Source organism: Paraburkholderia aspalathi (assembly GCF_905220735.1).
GTDB classification, from domain to species: domain Bacteria; phylum Pseudomonadota; class Gammaproteobacteria; order Burkholderiales; family Burkholderiaceae; genus Paraburkholderia; species Paraburkholderia aspalathi.
This window is the reverse complement of sequence record NZ_CAJNBA010000001.1, coordinates 2,106,761-2,124,537: the sequence shown is the minus strand read 5'-3', so window position 1 is coordinate 2,124,537 and position 17,777 is coordinate 2,106,761. Positions and strand designations below refer to the sequence as shown.

General features: G+C 61.8%; 17 protein-coding genes. 2 read left to right on the top strand and 15 right to left on the bottom strand.

Going from position 1 to position 17,777, the window contains the following annotated elements; all coding sequences use genetic code 11:
* Nucleotides 1-15: 15 nt before the first annotated feature.
* Nucleotides 16-1,260: a cytochrome P450 gene (locus tag KHO30_RS09415; RefSeq protein WP_211700669.1), complete on the bottom strand. Its 1,245-nt coding sequence runs from the start codon at nt 1,258-1,260 to the stop codon at nt 16-18.
* Between the two features lie 279 nt (nt 1,261-1,539).
* On the opposite strand from KHO30_RS09415, the gene KHO30_RS09410 reads away from it, so the two are divergent.
* Nucleotides 1,540-2,805, top strand: a complete 1,266-nt coding sequence (locus tag KHO30_RS09410) for an NAD(P)/FAD-dependent oxidoreductase (RefSeq protein WP_211700668.1) — start codon at nt 1,540-1,542, stop codon at nt 2,803-2,805.
* Between the two features lie 22 nt (nt 2,806-2,827).
* Nucleotides 2,828-3,145, top strand: coding sequence for a 2Fe-2S iron-sulfur cluster-binding protein (locus KHO30_RS09405; protein WP_211700667.1), 318 nt, complete (start codon nt 2,828-2,830; stop codon nt 3,143-3,145).
* Nucleotides 3,146-3,230: 85 nt separating this feature from the next.
* Here KHO30_RS09405 and KHO30_RS09400 read toward each other — a convergent pair whose 3' ends face one another.
* The 14 genes from KHO30_RS09400 to KHO30_RS09335 form a co-directional block, all read right to left on the bottom strand.
* Entirely contained in the window at nt 3,231-3,809 is a 579-nt protein-coding gene (locus KHO30_RS09400; protein ID WP_211700666.1) for a nuclear transport factor 2 family protein, read from the bottom strand.
* Entirely contained in the window at nt 3,806-4,642 is an 837-nt protein-coding gene (locus KHO30_RS09395; RefSeq protein WP_171926213.1) for an SDR family oxidoreductase, read from the bottom strand. The genes KHO30_RS09400 and KHO30_RS09395 overlap by 4 nt, the downstream gene beginning before the upstream one ends.
* A 36-nt stretch (nt 4,643-4,678) precedes the next feature.
* Nucleotides 4,679-5,803, bottom strand: coding sequence for an acyl-CoA dehydrogenase family protein (locus KHO30_RS09390; RefSeq protein ID WP_211700665.1), 1,125 nt, complete (start codon nt 5,801-5,803; stop codon nt 4,679-4,681).
* A 2-nt stretch (nt 5,804-5,805) separates the two neighbouring features.
* Nucleotides 5,806-7,017, bottom strand: a complete 1,212-nt coding sequence (locus KHO30_RS09385; RefSeq protein ID WP_211700664.1) for an acyl-CoA dehydrogenase family protein — start codon at nt 7,015-7,017, stop codon at nt 5,806-5,808.
* A gap of 94 nt (nt 7,018-7,111) precedes the next feature.
* The gene (locus tag KHO30_RS09380; RefSeq protein ID WP_211700663.1) at nt 7,112-7,891 is read right to left on the bottom strand and encodes an enoyl-CoA hydratase/isomerase family protein; all 780 of its coding nucleotides are present in this window, start codon (nt 7,889-7,891) and stop codon (nt 7,112-7,114) included.
* Between the two features lie 64 nt (nt 7,892-7,955).
* A complete protein-coding gene (locus KHO30_RS09375; protein WP_211700662.1) occupies nt 7,956-8,849 on the bottom strand; it encodes a crotonase/enoyl-CoA hydratase family protein in 894 nt (297 codons plus the stop codon).
* 42 nt (nt 8,850-8,891) lie between these two features.
* Nucleotides 8,892-10,424, bottom strand: a complete 1,533-nt coding sequence (locus KHO30_RS09370) for a class I adenylate-forming enzyme family protein (RefSeq protein ID WP_211700661.1) — start codon at nt 10,422-10,424, stop codon at nt 8,892-8,894.
* Between the two features lie 35 nt (nt 10,425-10,459).
* Nucleotides 10,460-11,275, bottom strand: coding sequence for a 2-oxo acid dehydrogenase subunit E2 (locus KHO30_RS09365; protein ID WP_211700660.1), 816 nt, complete (start codon nt 11,273-11,275; stop codon nt 10,460-10,462).
* A 72-nt stretch (nt 11,276-11,347) separates the two neighbouring features.
* A complete protein-coding gene (locus tag KHO30_RS09360) occupies nt 11,348-11,578 on the bottom strand; it encodes a biotin/lipoyl-containing protein (RefSeq protein WP_154558364.1) in 231 nt (76 codons plus the stop codon).
* 20 nt (nt 11,579-11,598) lie between these two features.
* Nucleotides 11,599-12,621 (bottom strand): alpha-ketoacid dehydrogenase subunit beta, encoded by a 1,023-nt coding sequence (locus KHO30_RS09355; RefSeq protein WP_211700659.1) that lies wholly within the window; start codon nt 12,619-12,621, stop codon nt 11,599-11,601.
* A complete protein-coding gene (locus tag KHO30_RS09350) occupies nt 12,618-13,604 on the bottom strand; it encodes a thiamine pyrophosphate-dependent dehydrogenase E1 component subunit alpha (RefSeq protein ID WP_211700658.1) in 987 nt (328 codons plus the stop codon). Before KHO30_RS09350 ends, KHO30_RS09355 begins: the two co-directional genes overlap by 4 nt.
* A gap of 17 nt (nt 13,605-13,621) precedes the next feature.
* Nucleotides 13,622-15,328 carry an FAD-binding protein gene (locus KHO30_RS09345; protein ID WP_211700657.1) on the bottom strand — a complete coding sequence of 569 codons (1,707 nt, stop codon included), beginning with the start codon at nt 15,326-15,328 and terminating at the stop codon, nt 13,622-13,624.
* A 2-nt stretch (nt 15,329-15,330) separates the two neighbouring features.
* On the bottom strand, nt 15,331-16,689 hold the full coding sequence (locus KHO30_RS09340) for an aromatic ring-hydroxylating oxygenase subunit alpha (RefSeq protein WP_211700656.1): 1,359 nt from the start codon (nt 16,687-16,689) through the stop codon (nt 15,331-15,333).
* Nucleotides 16,690-16,847: 158 nt separating this feature from the next.
* On the bottom strand, nt 16,848-17,777 hold the full coding sequence (locus tag KHO30_RS09335; protein ID WP_211700655.1) for an electron transfer flavoprotein subunit alpha/FixB family protein: 930 nt from the start codon (nt 17,775-17,777) through the stop codon (nt 16,848-16,850).

Below are 17,777 nucleotides of genomic sequence, written 5' to 3'. Positions count from 1 at the left end.
TGGATCGGTCGAATCTCAGCCGAATACGACCGGAATCGTGTGCGGCACGCGCATCATGATGCCGTTGATCAATGGTGCCGGCGCCGCAGGGTCAAGCCGCAGGTTCGGCAGCCGGTCAAGGATCGCGTTGAGCGCGCGCGTCATCTCGACGCGCGCCAGATGCTGGCCGATGCACACGTGCGGTCCATAGGCGAAAGCAAAATGCCGATGCGCTCTGGTGCGGAAAATGTCGAACCGGTCGGGATCCGTGAAACGGCCAGGGTCGCGATTGGCGCTGCCCGCTACCACATCGATAAAGGCGCCCGCCGGAATCTCGACGCCACCCAAGGTCACATCCCGCGCCGCCATGCGCGACTGCATCACGACAGGCCCATCCCAACGCAAGGCTTCTTCGATGGCGTGCGGCACGAGCGCGCGCTCGTGCCGTACTGCATCGAGTTGATCCGGATTGCGCAGCAGACCGAGCAGCAAAACGCTCGTCGCGCGATACGTAGTGTCGCCGCCCGCGTTCACCAATTGCCTCAGAAACGAGATCACCACCTCTTCGGGCAAGCGTTCGCCTTCGACTTCAGCCGTCGCCAGCATGCTCACCAGATCGTCGCCGGGATGCTCGCGGCGCTGCGCGACGAGTTGCGCGAAATACGCGCCCAGCTTCGTCGAGGCCTCGACCCCGTGCTCGATATCCACCGAAACAAGCGTCTGGGCGATTGCGAGTTTGTGGAATATCGCGACGTCTTCGGGCGGCAGCGCAAGCTGCCGATAGATGATATTGAATGGGTAATGAAGCGTGAATTCCTGTACGAGGTCGGCATGACCGCGGCGGCAAAACCTGTCCATCAAGTCGTTCACCACCGGATCAACCAGCGTATCGCCCCACGCCGCCACCGTATTCGGCATAAACGCCTTCTGGAAAATACGCCGGTAACGCGGATGTTCGGGCACGTCCATGGTCGAGATGCTGCGGCCGAAGCTGATGCCGATATTGCGCTCATAGGCCAGATTCGAAAACGTCGCCGGATCGCCCAACACCTGCGCCACTTCGTCATAGCCAAACACACAGTAATGCTCGACGTCCAGCATCGTCAGATCGGCGGGCGTGTCCATCAACACGCGATAGTCGCCTTTCTGCACCGAGCCCCGCTCGCGCAACGCGGCGATGCGCGGGTAGGGGTCGCTATCCGCACCATAGGCCAGCGCATCCTCGAAAAAGGGGTTGAAGACAGGATCGTCGAAATCCTGAAGACGCAGCCGCTCATCCATGATGCCGTCTCCTGACGTTGCGTTTTATGAGTTAGCCGAGGCGTTCACGCAGATACCACATCGAGTTCTAATATTCGAACTATGTTCGAATAATCGAGATTGTGCAATAGGGATTTTCGATCCAGAAACACGAACGGGAACGGCAAGGCCGATAGGGAACCCGAGAGTTGACAGCCCGTTCAGATGGCGTTCACAATTGAGAATGTTATTCACAAATAGCAATCATCGCCGGTGCATCGCAGTCCGCACGATAGCCACACGGGACGGGAGTGAGCGTTTATGAGCACTGCAGCAACCCCAGAGGACATCGCACTGATTGTCGGTGCTGGCCACGCAGCGGGCGAGTGTGCAACCAGCATCCGGGATCAGGGCTGGACGGGCCGCATCATGCTGATCGGAGAGGAGCCGCATCTGCCTTATCAGCGCCCGCCTTTGTCGAAGGCTTTTCTATCGGGCGAACTCAGCGCGGAACAGCTTTATTTAAAACCGCAGGCCACTTACGACAAGGCCCGGATCGAATTCATTCCTAATACCCGGGCCGAGCGCATCGACCGCGCGACGCATGTGGTGACCCTGTCGGACGGTCGCGAGATCGGTTATTCGAAGCTCGTAATCGCGACGGGTGGCCATGCTCGCAGGCTAGCATTGCCGGGCATCGAAGCGATCGAAAAGCAACCGAACTTTCACTACCTGCGCACGCTCGACCACGTCGCACGCATCCGCATGCAGTTCCATACGGGGGCACGCCTCGTCATCATTGGCGGCGGGTACATCGGCCTCGAAGTCGCGGCTGTTGCAGTGAAGCGAGGGCTGCACGTGACCGTTCTCGAAGCATTGCCTCGCGTGCTCGCCAGAGTCACGGCGCCGGAACTTTCTGCGTTCTATGAACGGGTGCATCGCGAAGCCGGCGTCGATGTGCGCACCAGCACGGCGGTCAGCAGCTTCGAACTGGATGCATCCGGCGATGCGGTCGCAACCGTGGTCTGTGCCGACGGTTCCTGCATTCCCGCCGATCTCGTCATCGTCGGTGTCGGCTTGCAACCCGCCACGGAACTGGCCAGCGCAGCGGGTCTCGTCGTGGATAACGGCATCGTGGTGGATGAGCACACCCGCACGTCCGACCCCGACATCTTCGCCATCGGCGACTGCACCAACCACCCCAACGGACTTCTGGGGCGGCGCTTGCGGCTGGAGTCCGTGCCCAATGCCATGGAGCAGGCGCGCACGGCAGCGGCCACGCTGTGTGGCAAGGAGCGCGTCTACAACAGTGTGCCGTGGTTCTGGTCCGATCAATATGACCTGAAACTGAAGATGGTCGGCCTGTCGCAGGGTTATGACGAACTTGTCATGCGCGGTGCGCCTGAAAACCGTTCGTTCTCCGCGTTTTATCTGAAAGATGGCGTGATGCTTGCGGCCGATACCGTTAGCCGTCCGCAGGAATTCATGCTGGCCAAGCGTTTCGTCGGCGAGAAGATTCCAGTGCGCGCCACCGACCTCGCAGACGATTCGATCCCGCTCAAAAGCCTGCTCCCGCAGCCTGATTGATCATATTCACTCCAGCTACATCATGCCCATCATTCGATTCATTCAACCGGACGGCCATGAAACCACTGCGACGGCCAACATCGGCGAATCGGTCATGCAAACCGCCGTCAGTCACCAGGTGCCGGGGATTCTGGGGGATTGCGGCGGCAGTTGCAGCTGCGCGACCTGTCATGCGTACGTCGACGAAGCGTGGGTCAACCACATGCCGCCCGCCGAGCCGTATGAGATCGACATGCTGACGTGCGCGATGGACGTGCGGGAAAACAGCCGCCTGACGTGTCAGATCAATGTCACGCCGGAACTCGACGGTCTGGTGGTTCGCCTTCCCGGCGCGGCCTGAAAGCGGTGCGGTGAGCGCGCTTGCGCTGTCGACCATCCACCCATCCACCCATCCACCCCTCGCCCGCTTTGCGCCGTGGGGCGAGTCAAGGCGAACGCGTCAGCACACCGATCGCGGCCGGTTCAACCGCCTCCCAGAAAGACGCCCAGGTCGGAAACGACTGCGGCAGGCGCGGCTGGTATTTGTCGCTCTCGTACTTGCCGGGCCAGTTCTGAAAACGCGGCGTCCCCGGGCGCTCCAGCCAGTCGGTCGAATACCAGTGGCGTTCGTCGCGGCGTTCGAAATACCACGTCCCCTCGCGCCGTACGTAGTGGTCGAAATAGCAGATCGCCATGACGACCCAATTGCCATTGTCCTCATGCTCGGCGCGGCAATACACCTGACCTGTCGCATGATCTGCATCGACCAGGTCGATCGCATGTCCGCAGATCTGGTGAATGCTGCGGTAGAAGCTGCGCAGGATATGCTCCGACCCATAGAACGTTTTCAGCGCGGCGCGCCCTGCACCCCACCGCCCGCAATTCACGTCGTCGGTAAAGAGCGCGACAAGGCTGTCCAGATCTCGCGAATCGACGGCAAGCGCGTAGCGCATGGGCAATTGCTGGATCGCCAGTTGCGCCTCGATACGGTCGATTCGAGCAAGCAGATCGGCATCGATGGTCATGTCGTCCTCTTCGCGCCGACCGTCACGCCGCCCGCGGTGCGGGCGCGAATTTCATCGGCGTAGTACGGTTGATGCGACAGCAGCCCACCGTCCACGTTGATGATTTGCCCGGTGACAAAAGCCGCCTCATCGGACGCCAGGTACACCACCGCATGTGCTACGTCTTCCGGCTTCCCGAGGCGCGGGGTGAGATGATGGCTCAGCATCATCTCACCCACGGGTCCCGCGTAATGGCCTATTGTTGCCGGTGTCACGATCAGGCCAGGCGCAATCGCGTTGCAGCGAATGCCCTCCTTGCCGTGCTGGGCGGCCACGTAACGCGTCAACGCTTCGATGCCCGCCTTGCACACACCGTAAGCGCTATAGCCGAGCGCACCAGCCTGAGCCGCGCCCGACGACGTATTGATGATCGAGCCGCCTCCGCGCGCCCGCATCAGCGGGATGGCATAACGTGACGCCAGCATGGTGCCGCGCAGGTTGATGCGCATCGTGTCGTCCCAGACAGAGACATCGACGGCTTCTACGGCGGCATCGACGGTACTCGACAGCGAGGTGGCCGCCGCATTGTTGTGCAGCACGTCAAGGCCGCCCCAGGTTTCGACGGTAAGCGCAAACAACGCCGCTATTGAAGCCTCGTCGCCGATATCAACCCGCGCGGCAATCGCCCGGCCGCCCTGCTGCTCGATACGCTGGGCCTGCGCCACGGCGCCGTCGAAATCCCGGTCCGCAACGACCACCTGCCCGCCTTCAGCAGCCAGCATCGCGGCACACGCCGCACCGATACCGGACGCCGCGCCCGTGACGATGGCGATCCTGTCTTTGACTCGTAACATAAGCGCTATTCCTTCTGATTGGACACGTGGCCCGATTCAATGCGGCGCGGCGAAGCGCGCGAGGTGAAAGTCGATGTCGCCGTACAGCTTTTCCATCATCGTCATCTTGCGGAAGTAATGGCCGACCTGATATTCCTCGGTGATCCCCATACCGCCATGCAGTTGAATGCCCTGCGCACAAACGAAACGGCTCGCCCGGCCGGCGACCGCCTTGGCCGCCGAGATGACGCGGCTGCGTTCCGTTGCCGGCCGATCCAGATGCGCAATGCCGCAGTAGAGTATCGAGCGGGTCTCCTGCACGGCGACAAACATTTCGGCCATACGATGCTGCAGCGCCTGAAATTTGCCGATCGGCTGACCGAACTGCACGCGAGCCTTGATGTATTCGGCGGTGATGTCCATCACGGCTTCCATCACGCCGAGCATCTCGGCTACGCTCGCTAGCGTAGCGAGTCCGGTCGCCACCTCGAGCACTTCTCGGGCGCGATCGGAGGCAACCAGCAACGAGGACGCATCCAGTTCGACGTCGCGAAATTCAATGTCCGCGGCACAAGATCCATCGAGCAGACGATATGTCCGGCAGGTCACGCCCGCCGCACGGCGGTCCAGCACGAAAATCGCGAGGTCTTCCGCTTGCTCGTTCAGACGCGCGGTCACCAGCAACTGGTCCGCCGAACCGCCCGCCATCACCAGCGTCTTGGCGCCGCTCAGCAAATAGCCACCAGCCGTCTTGCGTGCAACTGTACGATCACCGCAGCCCAGCTTGAACCGTGAGCCCGCTTCACTGTCGGCCAGCGCGAGCAGCAGCCGGCCTTCGATCACAGCCGGCAGGAGCGCCTGCCGTTTAGCATCCGAGCCACTACGGTCAATGATGGCTGAACACAGAAGCGCGGTTTGCACGAAAGGTTCGAGCACCATGCCGCGCCCGAATGCTTCCATCACAATGGCCGTTTCGACAAACGAGCAGGCAAGACCGCCGACATCCTCAGGCAGCATCAGGCCGAGCCAGCCGAGCTCAGCATAGTCCTGCCAGCGCGCGCGGCTAAAACCCTCTTCGCTTGTGGCAATCTCGCGGCGCGTTTCGAATCCATACTCCTGCTGAATGAACCGGTCCACGCCGTCCTTCAGCATCAATTGTTCTTCGGAGAGGTTGAAGTCCATGGTCAAAGTCCAAAGGCGAGACGGGCAATAATGTTTTTCTGCACCTCCCGCGCACCGCCGTAAATGGTCGACGCGCGGCCGATCAGGTAGCCGGTCGTGCGGCCTGCCACGTAGCCGGGCCATGCGTCATCGTCGTCGGCTAACGGATCGTCGAAGCGCCAGTCACCGTGTTGCTGGAACCGCATGCTGCGCGGACCGAGCGCATCAATCTGCAGCTCCGTGACGCGCTGCTGCATCTCCGAGCCACTGATCTTGAGCGCCGACACCACCGCGTCGAGATTGCGCGTGCTCCTTTCCTCGGCCAGGATTCGTAACACCGACCACTCGAGCGCCAGCAGATCCACTTCGACCGACGCCAGCTTGCGGGCAAATTCGGCTGTGTCGATCAGACGCACGCCGTCCACCATTTCCCGTTCGGCGATGCTTTTGGCGCGCTGCAATTCCCGCTTGTTGAAATAGAGAAACGCGCTGGTGGTGCGCTCCTTTTCGAGCAGATATTTCGCGTAAGTCCAACCCATGCCCGCCTCGCCAACCAGGTGTGTGCGTGGCACGCGAACGTTCTCGAGAAAGACCTCGTTCAGGCCCGTTCCGCCTTCGATCGAAACGATCGGGCGCACGGTGATCCCAAGCGTATCCATTTTGACGAGCAAAAACGAGATGCCGCGCTGCGGCTTGACCGTCGTGTCCGTCTTGACGAGGAAGAAGCCCCATTCGGCAATCGAGGCGTCGCTGGTCCAGATCTTCTGACCGTTGATCACATATTCATCGCCGTCGAGGACCGCGGTGGTCTTGAGACCCGCCAGGTCCGAGCCCGCATTCGGCTCCGAAAAACCCTGACACCAGAACTCCTCCCCGGAAAGAATAGCGGGGAGAAAGCGCTGCTTCTGCCAGTCCGAGCCGAACGCGATGATGACGGGCGCCACCATGTGAGTGGCCTGCCAGCCGTAGTCCATCGCGTCCGCGTTATACAGCTCTTCCATGAAGATATGCTTGCGAAAGGCTGCCCAGCCGGTTCCGCCGTGTTCCACCGGCCAATGCGGCGCGCCCCATCCGCGCTGATGCAGAATGCGCTGCCACGTCCGAATGTCCTCCTTCAATGGAGGATGCGCCCCGATCGTCCAGCGATGCGAAATCGCGGCGGGTAACTGCTCCCTGAAAAACTGCCGGACTTCCTGACGAAACGCTTCGTCCTCCGGGGTGTACTCGAAGTGCATGCCTGATTCCTCCTGCTATGTCCCCATCCGCGCGTCCACCGAAGGTCGCACTGCTTCGCGGCCGCCGCCCGCTTGCGCCGGTTATTTGATCGGCCTAGTGCCCCTTGAAAGAGGGGGGGCGTTTTTCCCGTGCGGCGAGCCGTCCCTCGGCGGCATCGTCGGAATTCACCGCGAGCGCAACGGAATTCAGCTCGTGCACGAGAAACTCTTCCATGCTGCCGGCGTTCAGGCGGAAGAGTTCTTTGGTCAGTCCGATCGAGAACGTCGGCATGGCCGCCAGTTCGGCGGCGAGCGCTTCGGCGGCATTCATGAGACTCGCGTCCTCGATGACACGGCTTGCCAGTCCCGCCTGGAACGCTTCCTGACCAGTCAGCTTGCGATTGAGATACATGATCTCCTTCGCGCGAAATTCTCCGCAGTGGCGGGCAAGCAGATGCACCATGCCGCCTTCGGGCAAGGTTGCGCGCATCAGAAAGGCCGGAATGAACTGCGCCGTGTCCGACACCAGAAGCTGGTCGGCGCACAGCGCAAAACTCCAGGCAATGCCGACCGCGACACCTCGCACCGCCGCAACCACCGGCTTATTGAGGTTGTAGAGCTTCAAGGCAACCTGCTGATAAACCGCCATCGATTGGCGCGCGTGCGACACGCTCATCGGCGGCGGCGCCGCGCCACTGCCCTTTATATCGGCACCGGCGCAAAAGGCCCGCCCTGCGCCCGTCAGAATGACCGCACGGATTTCCGGATCACGTTCGATGCGATCAAGATGCTCGATCAGCATGCTCAGCATGTCCGGCGTCAACGCGTTGAGCTTCTCCGGACGATTCAGACAGAGCGTGGCAACCGCGTCCTTCACTGAAAGTTCGACATCCATGGTTTTCATGTCTTAAGTGAGTCAGCCGGATGGCTCCGGGTCCCCCGCATGGTGCGGGGACGTTTCATTCGCCGCGTGCACGCAGCTTGATCACGCCGTCCCCGAAAGGCTCGTCGCGGCGCTTGAGCGCTTCCTTCAGGCCATTGGCCTCCATATCCGCCTTGAATTGCGCACGCCGTGGGCCCTGGCTCTGATGGGCACGCGCGTCGTTCTCGACAGCAAGGCGTTGCAGCGTGCGTGCGCCCGCCAGTTCAAGCCCGAGATTCACAATCCGTTTGTTCGCGGAGAGCAGATCGGCGTCGACGAACGACAGCCGGCGCGCGAGTTCCGCAACCTCGGCTTCAAGCTCTTCCGCGGGTACGGCGTCCATCACGAGACCGATCTTTGCCGCATCGCGGCCGGTCAGCGAATCCCCGGACAGCAACAGGCGTTTCGCCCACTGTGGCCCCACGTGATAGAACCACATGTGCGCCGGCGGCGAGCCGTTGGCGCGCGTCGCGGGAAAGCCGATCCGCGCGTTGTCCGCGGCCAGCACCATGTCGCAGGCCAGCGCGAGGTCGGTGCCGCCCGCAAGGCAGTTGCCGTGAACCTGCGCGATGATCGGCTTGTGCACATCCGCCATGGTGTTCACGGTTTCCGCCTGCCGCTCCATCGACCAGCAGTCGTCATCGAAGCTTCGTACCGTGCCCCGGTATTCACCCGGATCGACCTGCTCCGCCGCGCGATCCGAATAGGTGGTGACGAGGTCATAACCGGCGCAGAAGTCCTTGCCGGCGCCGCGCAGGACGATCACGTTCACCGACTTCAGATCGTCCGCCTCGAGCAGCGCCTCTTTCAGCTCCCGCAACAGGACACCGTTAATCGCATTGCGTTTGTCCGGACGATTCAGCGTGATTCGCGCCACGCGCTCGGCGACCTCGAATTGAACGCATTCCGTGCTTTGGAGCCATTTGCTCATGATTCACTCTCATTCGAAGTAGGCGGCATGGCTGCCACGCGTTCAGCGGCCGAACCGCTGGCGCAATACAACCTTGCTGATCTTTCCGGTAGGCAGCCGCGGGAGCTCGTCGACGAATTCAACCGATTTCGGGCATTTGTAGCCGGCGATCAGCTCGCGGCAAAACGCGATCAGCTCTGCCTCCTGTATTGTCTTGCCCGGCCGGAGCACGACGATGGCCTTCACGCATTCACCCCATTTTTCGTGGGGTGAGCCGATCACTGCCGCGTCGATCACGGACGGATGCTGCAGCAAGGCGTTCTCCACTTCGCGGCTGTAGATGTTTTCGCCGCCCGAGATAATCATGTCCTTCTTGCGGTCCACCAGGAAGACATAACCGCTGCTGTCCTGAAAGCCCATGTCGCCGCTGCGATACCAGCCGTCGCGCAAGGCGTCGATCGTCGCCACGCTGTTGTTCCAGTATCCGCTCAGTTGAGTCGCCGAGCGCAGCCACACTTCGCCGGTCTGGCCCTGCGGCAGGTCAAGGCCGCTATCGTCCACAATGCGCAGTTCGATCCCGGGACAGGGATGGCCGACCGACGCCAGACGCCGGACTTCTTCCGCTGTGCCATCTGGCCGCACTTCATGAGACGGCAGCCAGCAGGCGTTGCTCTCGGTCATGCCATACTGGACCGAGAACACCGGGCCCAGCACTTCGATGCCGCGCTTGAGGAGCGGCACCGGCACCGGCGCGGCTGCCGTTGTGATGTTCTCGATACTCGACAGATCGTACGAGGACAATTCGGGTATATCGAGCAAGGCCTGCAGCATGGCGGAGACAAGGAACGTGAACGTGATGCGCTCGGCCTGGATCGTCTCCAGCATTGCCTTCGGCTCGAAACTGCGATGCAGTACGGTCGTTCCGCCCAGCCACGCAACCGCGTTCACAAAGCCAATGCCGCCTACGTGAAACGCCGGTGTAGTCTGCAGCACCTTCGAGTGTCCGGAAAATTCGGTGACCAGCGCACAGCTTTCCGCCGTGGCGCACATCGCGCGATGCGTGCGGACTACCCCCTTCGGGTGTCCGGTTGTACCGCTCGTGTAGATCAGATAGGCGAAGTCGTCGGGCTGCGAGCGAATCGGCGGCCCGTCAGGCGAGCCGGCTTCCATCGCGGATTCGAATGATGTCGCCCATGACGGCGCGTCGCCGATGCAGATATAACATTCAACATCGGGCAACTGCGGACGCAGGGCGTCCACCAGCGCAGCATATTGCGCTTCGAAGACGAGCGCTTTCGGTGCCGCGTCCTTCACGATGTGCAGGATTTCCGCAGGCGCCAGGCGGAAGTTGACGGTGGCGAGCAGAAAGCCGGCCCATTCGCAGGCACGGTAGGTCTCGTAGTACTCGGCGCAATTCATCGCCAGCACCGCGACCCGGTCCTGCCGACGCAACCCTTGCCGATACAACGCATCAGAGAAACGGCGAGCGCGCTCCGCCATCTCGCCATGAGTCACACGCCGGTCGCCAAACACCAACGCTTCCCTGTCCACATGGAAACGCGCATTGCGCTCTATCATCTCCCCAAGCGTTTTCATCTCGATCCTGTCGTTGTCGGTTGGGTGTCTGCGGTTCAGGCTGCAAGTGCCTGAGGGTCGGCGAGCAGCGTGGCGATCAAGGCCGTAAAGCGCGCCGCATCCGCACCGTTGATGACCCGGTGGTCGTAGCTCAGCGAAAGCGGCAGCGTCTTACGCCAGTCCACGCCGCCATCGTCCGAGGCTTGCGGCATCAGCCGGGTCTTCGTCACCCCGAGAATTGCCACTTCAGGGGCGTTGATGATCGGCGTGAAACCCGTACCGCCAATCCCTCCGAGCGAACTGATCGAAAAGCAGCCGCCCGACATCTCCGCCATCGAAAGACCTTTCTCACGCGCCTTCGACGACACCGCCGTCAGTTCCGCCGCCAGCTCCAGAATGCTCTTTTTGTTGCAATCGCGCAGCACCGGCACCAGCAGGCCGAAACGCGTATCCACCGCCACACCGATGTGAAAGTACTTCTTCAGCACGAGGTTCTTACCGTCGCCATCCAGCGAAGCATTGAACTGCGGAAACGCCTGCAGCGCGCGCACGGCCGCCTTGATCAGGAACACCAGCGGCGTCAGTTTCACCGTCGCGCCACCGTCGTTATACGCCTTGCGGAAAGCCTCGAGGTTCGTGATATCCGCGTCATCCTGATGGGTCACGTGCGGAATCGTCAGCCAGTTACGCGACAAAAATGCACCGGTCAGCTTCTGGATGCGAGAAACCGGCTTGATCTCGATCTCGCCGAACTCGGCGAAATCGACCTGCGGCCATGGCGGCAGATGCGCACCGATCCCGGCTTGCGCCGGACCGGTCACCGCGGCAGGCGCTGCAGCGGGTGCTGGGGAGGAAACGGATTCGACGCTCATTGCAGATGCCTCGCTAGACTGTTTCGACCAGGATGAATGACGAATGACGGGTGCCGGGTGCCGGGTGCCGGCTCAGACGATTTCCGCCAGCACCGTGCCGACCGGATACACCTCGCCTATCTGGGCGACGATCCGCAGCGTTCCCGATGCCGGCGACTCGACTTCCTGCACCGATTTGTCGCTCTCCAGCGCATAGAGGGCCTGGCCTTCGGCGACTGTCGCGCCGTCCTCCAGGAGCCATTCGGTCAGCGTGCCTTCGTTCATCGAAAAGCCCAGCTTCGGAAGCAAAACCTGTGTGGTCATAAGTGCACTCTTCAGGATGATTAAAGTCCGGATACGGCTCGCGAACCCGTGTCGTCGAGCGTTGCGCGAATCGCGGCCTCGATCTGCGCCGCGCCCGGTACAAAGGCGTCTTCGAGCGGCTTCGAAAACGGCACCGGGCAAAACTGCGAGCCGACCCGCTGCACGGGCGCCTTGAGCGACCGAAACAGCGATTCATAGATGCGCGAGGCTATTTCCGCGCCGACACCGAACGGCTTGACCGCTTCGTGCACGACAACGGCGCGGCCCGTTTTGGCCACCGAGGTCAGGATCGTATCCATATCAAGCGGGGAGATCGTGCGCAGGTCGATCACTTCGCACGAGATTCCGGCCGTACCGAGCTGGGCCGCCACGGCCATCACGTCGTGCACGCGGCGGCTATAGGTGATGACCGTCACGTCCGTGCCGTCGCGCACCACGTTGGCCTTGCCAAGCGGAATGCGCACACCACGCTCCGGCGCCTTGCCCGGGTTCCAGTAGCTCGGCAGGTTCTCGATGAAGAGGCACGGGTCGTCATCTTCGATACAAGAAAGCATCAGCCCATAGGCATCCGCGGGCGTGGACGGCGCGACTACCTTGATGCCCGCGACGTGCGCGAACCACGCCTCCAGATAGTCGGCGTGCTGGCCACCGGTACCGAAGCCGGCGCCGGTCATCGTGCGGATCACAAGCGGCACATGCGTCTGGCCGCCCGACATGAAGCGCAACTTCGCCGCATGATTGACGATCATGTCCATCGCGACGGTCGTAAAGTTCATCAGCATGATCTCGGCTACCGGCCGCATGCCGACGATTGCCGCGCCGATCGCCGCCCCGATGATGGCCTGCTCCGAAATGGGCGTGGATCTGACACGCGACGTGCCATATTTCGACGACAGCCCTTTGGTCACGCCGACAATGCCGCCCTCCTGGCCGTCGGCCACGTCCTCGCCGAGCACAATGACGTTGGCGTCGGCAGCCATCGCATCGTCAAGCGCGAGGTTGACCGCCTGAATCGTATTGATGTCAGTCTGTGTCTGGTTCATGCCGGCACCTCGTCTTTGAAGATGTCGCGCCGCAGTTCGGCGACCTCAGGATAGGCGCTCGTCAGCGCGAACTCGACCGCCGCATCGATTTCGGCGTTGTGCGCTGCTTCCATCTCCGCCAGTTGCGCTTCAGTTGCATGTTTCGCGGCGATCAACCATGCGCGGAACAGCGGCACCGGATCTTTCGCCACCCACGCCGCTTTCTCGTGCTCGTCCATGTAGGCATCCGGGTCGCCGAACACATGGCCGTGGAAGCGAAACGTATTCGCTTCGATCAGCGTGGGGCCACCGCCGTCGCGGGCCCGTTCGATAGCCTCGCGCGCCACTCGATACATCGCGACGGGATCGTTGCCGTCGACCGTGATGCCGGGCATCTGATACGCCACCGCGCGTTGGGCGATGTTCGGCACTGACGTCCCGTATGCGTATTTCGTGTGTTCGGCATAGCCGTTGTTCTGGCAGACGAAAACAACCGGCAGTTTCCAGACCGACGCCATATTCAGCGACTCGTGAAAAGCGCCGATGTTGGCCGCGCCGTCGCCGAAATAGGCGACAGCCACGCGCGGTTCACCCCGGATCTGCGCGGCAAGAGCCAGGCCGTTCGCGATGGGCATCGAACTGCCCACAATGCCGGTGGTTACCATCACGCCGGACGCAGGATGGGTCACATGCATCGGGCCGCCCTTACCTTTGCAGGTGCCGGTGACACGCCCCCCGAGTTCGGCCCAGAGATCCTTGAGCGGCACACCCTTGGCGATCATGTCATGCACGCCGCGATAGATCGTGCAGATGTAGTCGTCATTGCTCAGGCAGACGGACACCGCGGAAGGAATCGCCTCCTGGCCGCGCGGCGAGTAATAAGGCATGACCAGCTTGCCGGACTTGATCACTGCACGAAAACGCTCGTCGTTCTGCTTGATGAGTGTCATCCGCCGATAGATATCGATCAGCACTTCACTGCTGGGCGGTTGCTGGACTTTCATGCGAAGCTCTCCTTCGATCACCAGATCGTTTGGGCGCCGCTGGCATGCAGCGCGGCGATGTAACCGAATACGAACGACGCGCCGATGCTGCTGCCCGCGCCGGGATAGCAGCGGCCCACCACTGACGCCGTGCAGTTGCCCGTCGCGTAGAGCCCTGGAATCAGCGACCCGTCTTCTTTCAGCACGCGGGCATACTCGTCCGTCACGAGCCCACCGGCCGTGCCGACGTCGCCGGGGTACATACGGACCGCGTAAAACGGCGCCTGTTCGATCGGGCCGAGATTCGGATTCGGCTTGATCGTCGGGTCGCCATGACAGCGATCGAAGGCCCGCGAGCCGCGTCCGAAATCGCTATCCACTCCTGTCGTGCAGAACCCGTTGAAACGCGTCACGGTCTCCTGTAAGCCTGCAGCGTCGATACCGCATTTCGCCGCCAGCTCTTCGATCGATCCGGCCTTGATCATGTAGCCGCTATCGAGCCATTGCTGCGGAATCTGCCCCTGCATCGCCGAACCCCAGGGGTAATACTTGCGCTGACGGCTATCCATGACCACCCACGCCGGAACGGCTTTACCCGTCTCCTTCTGACGCCGGTACATGCGTTGCCCGATTTCCATGTAGGCGCCAGCTTCGTCGCAAAAGCGCTGGCCGTCCTGGTCGACCATGATCGAAAACGGCAACGACAGATCGAGGTGATGCATAAAGGGCAGCGGCGAGCCGTCCGGGGCGCGCGCGCCCTCGGGCAAGGTCTCGTTGGGACCGAGCGAGGTTACGACCCACCAGGCCTCTTCCATACAATCGACGGCTGCGCCGAGCCCCACAGCAGCTTCCAGCACTTCGCCGGTGTCGCCCGGATTGGCGTTCGTCCAGTTGCTTGACGACGGTTGCGGCTGATATTTGCGGCGCATGTCGGCGTTATGTGAAAAGCCGCCGGCATTCAACAGCACACCCTCACGCGCGCGCACGCGCATTTCGCGCCCGTTGCGGATTGCGACCACTCCCGTGACACGGCCCTCCTCAACGATCAACTCACGCACCGGCGTATCGGTCCAGATCGGAATGTCGGCCCGCAATGCCATTTTCAGCATGCGCCCCTGAAGCGCGGCACCGTTCGAAACCAGTTCTTTACCGGTGATCTTCTGATACAGCATGCGGCCCGCGAGCTGCATTGCCTTGCGTTTGCCACCCCACGTGCGTTTGAGCAGGAACAACTCGGTAAACTCATTGGAATTGGCCGGAATCGACGGACCCTTGTAACGCGAAAGCTTCGGCGCCCACTCGCCCAGTTCCCTGATGTCGAACAGTTTGGCCAGCAGCGAGCGGCCACGCGGCTCGCCGCCCGGCAACGTGTCGTAGTAGTCCGACCAGCCGTCCGCATAAACAAACTGCATGCCCTGCTGTTCGAGGAACTCGGCCATCTTCGGCCCCGTGCGCAAATACGCCTCACGACGCGCCGCCGATGTTCCGGGGCCCTGATAGGTGACCGCGGCATCGAAATATTGCCGCGCGCGTTCGTAGGAGTCGTTCACGCCGTGGCGCTTCATCACGTGATTGTTCGGCAACCACCAGACGCCGCCGGAATACCCCGTTGAGCCACCTACCTTGCCCTGCTTCTCGATGATGAGTGCCTCTTTGCCCGCGGTCTTGCACGCAAGCGCCGCGCACATCGAACCGCCGCCGCTGCCAACCACGACGAAGTCATAGCTTGCATCCCAGACAGCCATGCTCAATCCCCTTGCGCAATGAATTCCCGCAATGCGCGGTGGAAATTGGACACAGACGTCTCCTGCAGCGGGTTCGTGCGCGAGCCTTTGAAGCCGCGCGATTTCATGCCCTGCTGCACATTCGTCATGTTCTGGAAGTCCTGCCACAAGATCAGACCGAAATTCTCGATCGGGTTCTGCTTCCAGTCGTCAACGCCATGGTAGAACTCGCGCTTGAGCGGTGGCTCCGCACCCGGTGCATAGCGAACCAGCGACCAGATGTCATAAATGCAGGAATCCGGATTGTCGCCATCGGGCCGCGCGCGGTAGAACAGCGCACCGTCGGGGTAAGGCAGGAAAATCAGATTCGGGAACACGTGCCAGTCGGCGCCCGCACGACCCATCTGCTCGAACGAAATGTCAGGCCAGCCCGCCCCTTCGGCCACGGCCGCTTCGCGCTGGAACTCCATGGCCTTCGCCAGCACCTCGAACTGGTTGCCGCTCGGCGCCATCTCGGTCAGCAAACGTTTTGAGGCTTCGTAGTCGCGCGCCGAGTTAATCGCCTTCAGCGTGTCTTCCATCACCTTGAAGAAATTGACCAGGCCTTGCCGCACGTCTTCGGGCATCGGCTTGCCGGTACGCGGCGAGGGGGCACCGATAAAGCGCGTGGCCGTCGCGTAACCGAACATGCCGTGGCGCCCATACGGAAAGCTGCGAGTTACATCGTCACCTGCGACATCGAGCAGTTGCGGGTGCGTGGCCGAGACGTGATAGCCCTCGTTGAACGCCTCCAGCGCGACCTTCCAGTTGCACGGCAGCCGGATCGACTTGTACCAGCGGTAGCGCATCTTTTCGAACTCGAAGCAGTCCGTGATTTCGGGTACCGGTTCGAGAAATCTGGCGAGCGGCTCCGCGTCGGGATCCATGTTGATGAACACGAATCCACCCCACGTATCCACCCGCACGTCCTGGAGCCGCAGATCGCTGTCGGCCATGTCCGGGCAGCCTTCCCAATCGCCGCGATCGAGCACGCGTGCGATGCTGCCGTCAAGATTCCACTGCCAGCCGTGGAAGTTGCAATGAAACTTGGCCGCCTTGCCGCAACCATTGGTCAGACGCCGGCCACGATGCTGGCAAACGTTGTAGTAGGCTTTGATCCGATCGGCCGCCGTGCGCACCACGATGATCGACTCACCGATTACATCGAACGTGACATAGTCGCCTACCGCGGGAATCTCCTCGAGCCGGCATGCCACCTGCCACACGCGCGGCCACAGGTTGCGCGTTTCCTGGTCGAGGAACTGCTTCGACAGGTAGCTATCCTTGGGGACAAAATCGAGGCGGACCGGATGCTCACCCGAACCGGAATTCGTGTCACGCATTGATATCTCCTTCATGGTTTCGTCGGCTCGCGCACCGATTCTGGTTTCTTCTCGCCGGCTCACCGCCCATCGGGGCCAGGTGACGCATCAGTCGGTATATATGAACACCGTTCAAAATACTAGGCTGACGGCGCGAACCTTGTCAATCCGGTCCAACGTCAGCCCAGTGCCGCTGTCAGCGCCGGTACGGCCTCAAAAAGATCGGCGGCGAGGCCGTAGTCGGCAACCTGGAAAATCGGCGCCTCACTGTCCTTGTTGATCGCGACGATGACCTTCGAATCTTTCATCCCGGCCAGATGCTGGATCGCACCGGAAATGCCGACTGCGATATAAAGCTGCGGCGCGACGATCTTGCCCGTTTGCCCGACCTGATAGTCGTTCGGCGCGAATCCAGCGTCCACCGCGGCGCGCGATGCGCCCACTGCCGCACCGAGTTTGTCGGCGAGCGCGTCGAGCAATCTGAAGTTATCGCCATTCTGCATTCCGCGGCCGCCTGAAACCACGACGCTGGCGGCCGCCAGTTCGGGCCGGCTCGATCGGGTCAACTGCTGGTCGACGAAACGTGCCCGCTCATAAGCTGGTGCGGCCGGCGCCGACTCGACCGGCGCGTTGCCCTGCAATGGTGCGGCATCGAAGGCGGTCGTGCGCACCGTCAACACCTTCAGCGGATCGGCCGACCTGACGGTGGCGAGCGCATTGCCGGCATAGATCGGCCGCACAAACGTATCGGCCGCCTTGATGGCGACGACTTCGGAAATCTGCGCACAATCGAGCAACGCTGCGACGCGCGGCATGAAGTTTTTGCCGACGGCCGTGGCTGCGGCAATCACATGGCTATACGACTGAGCAAGCGACAGCACCAGCAGCGCGAGATTTTCAGGAAGTGGATGCGCGTACGCGGCAGCGTCTACGTGCAATACCTTGCTGACTCCGCTGACTTTCGCTGCATCGGCCGCGGCTCCCGCTGCTTCATGGCCGGCTACCAGCAGATGAACCTCACCGCCGATCTGCGTTGCGGCAGTAACAGCGTTGAGCGTCGCGCGATGGAGCGTCGCATTGTCGTGCTCAGCAATAACGAGGATGGACAT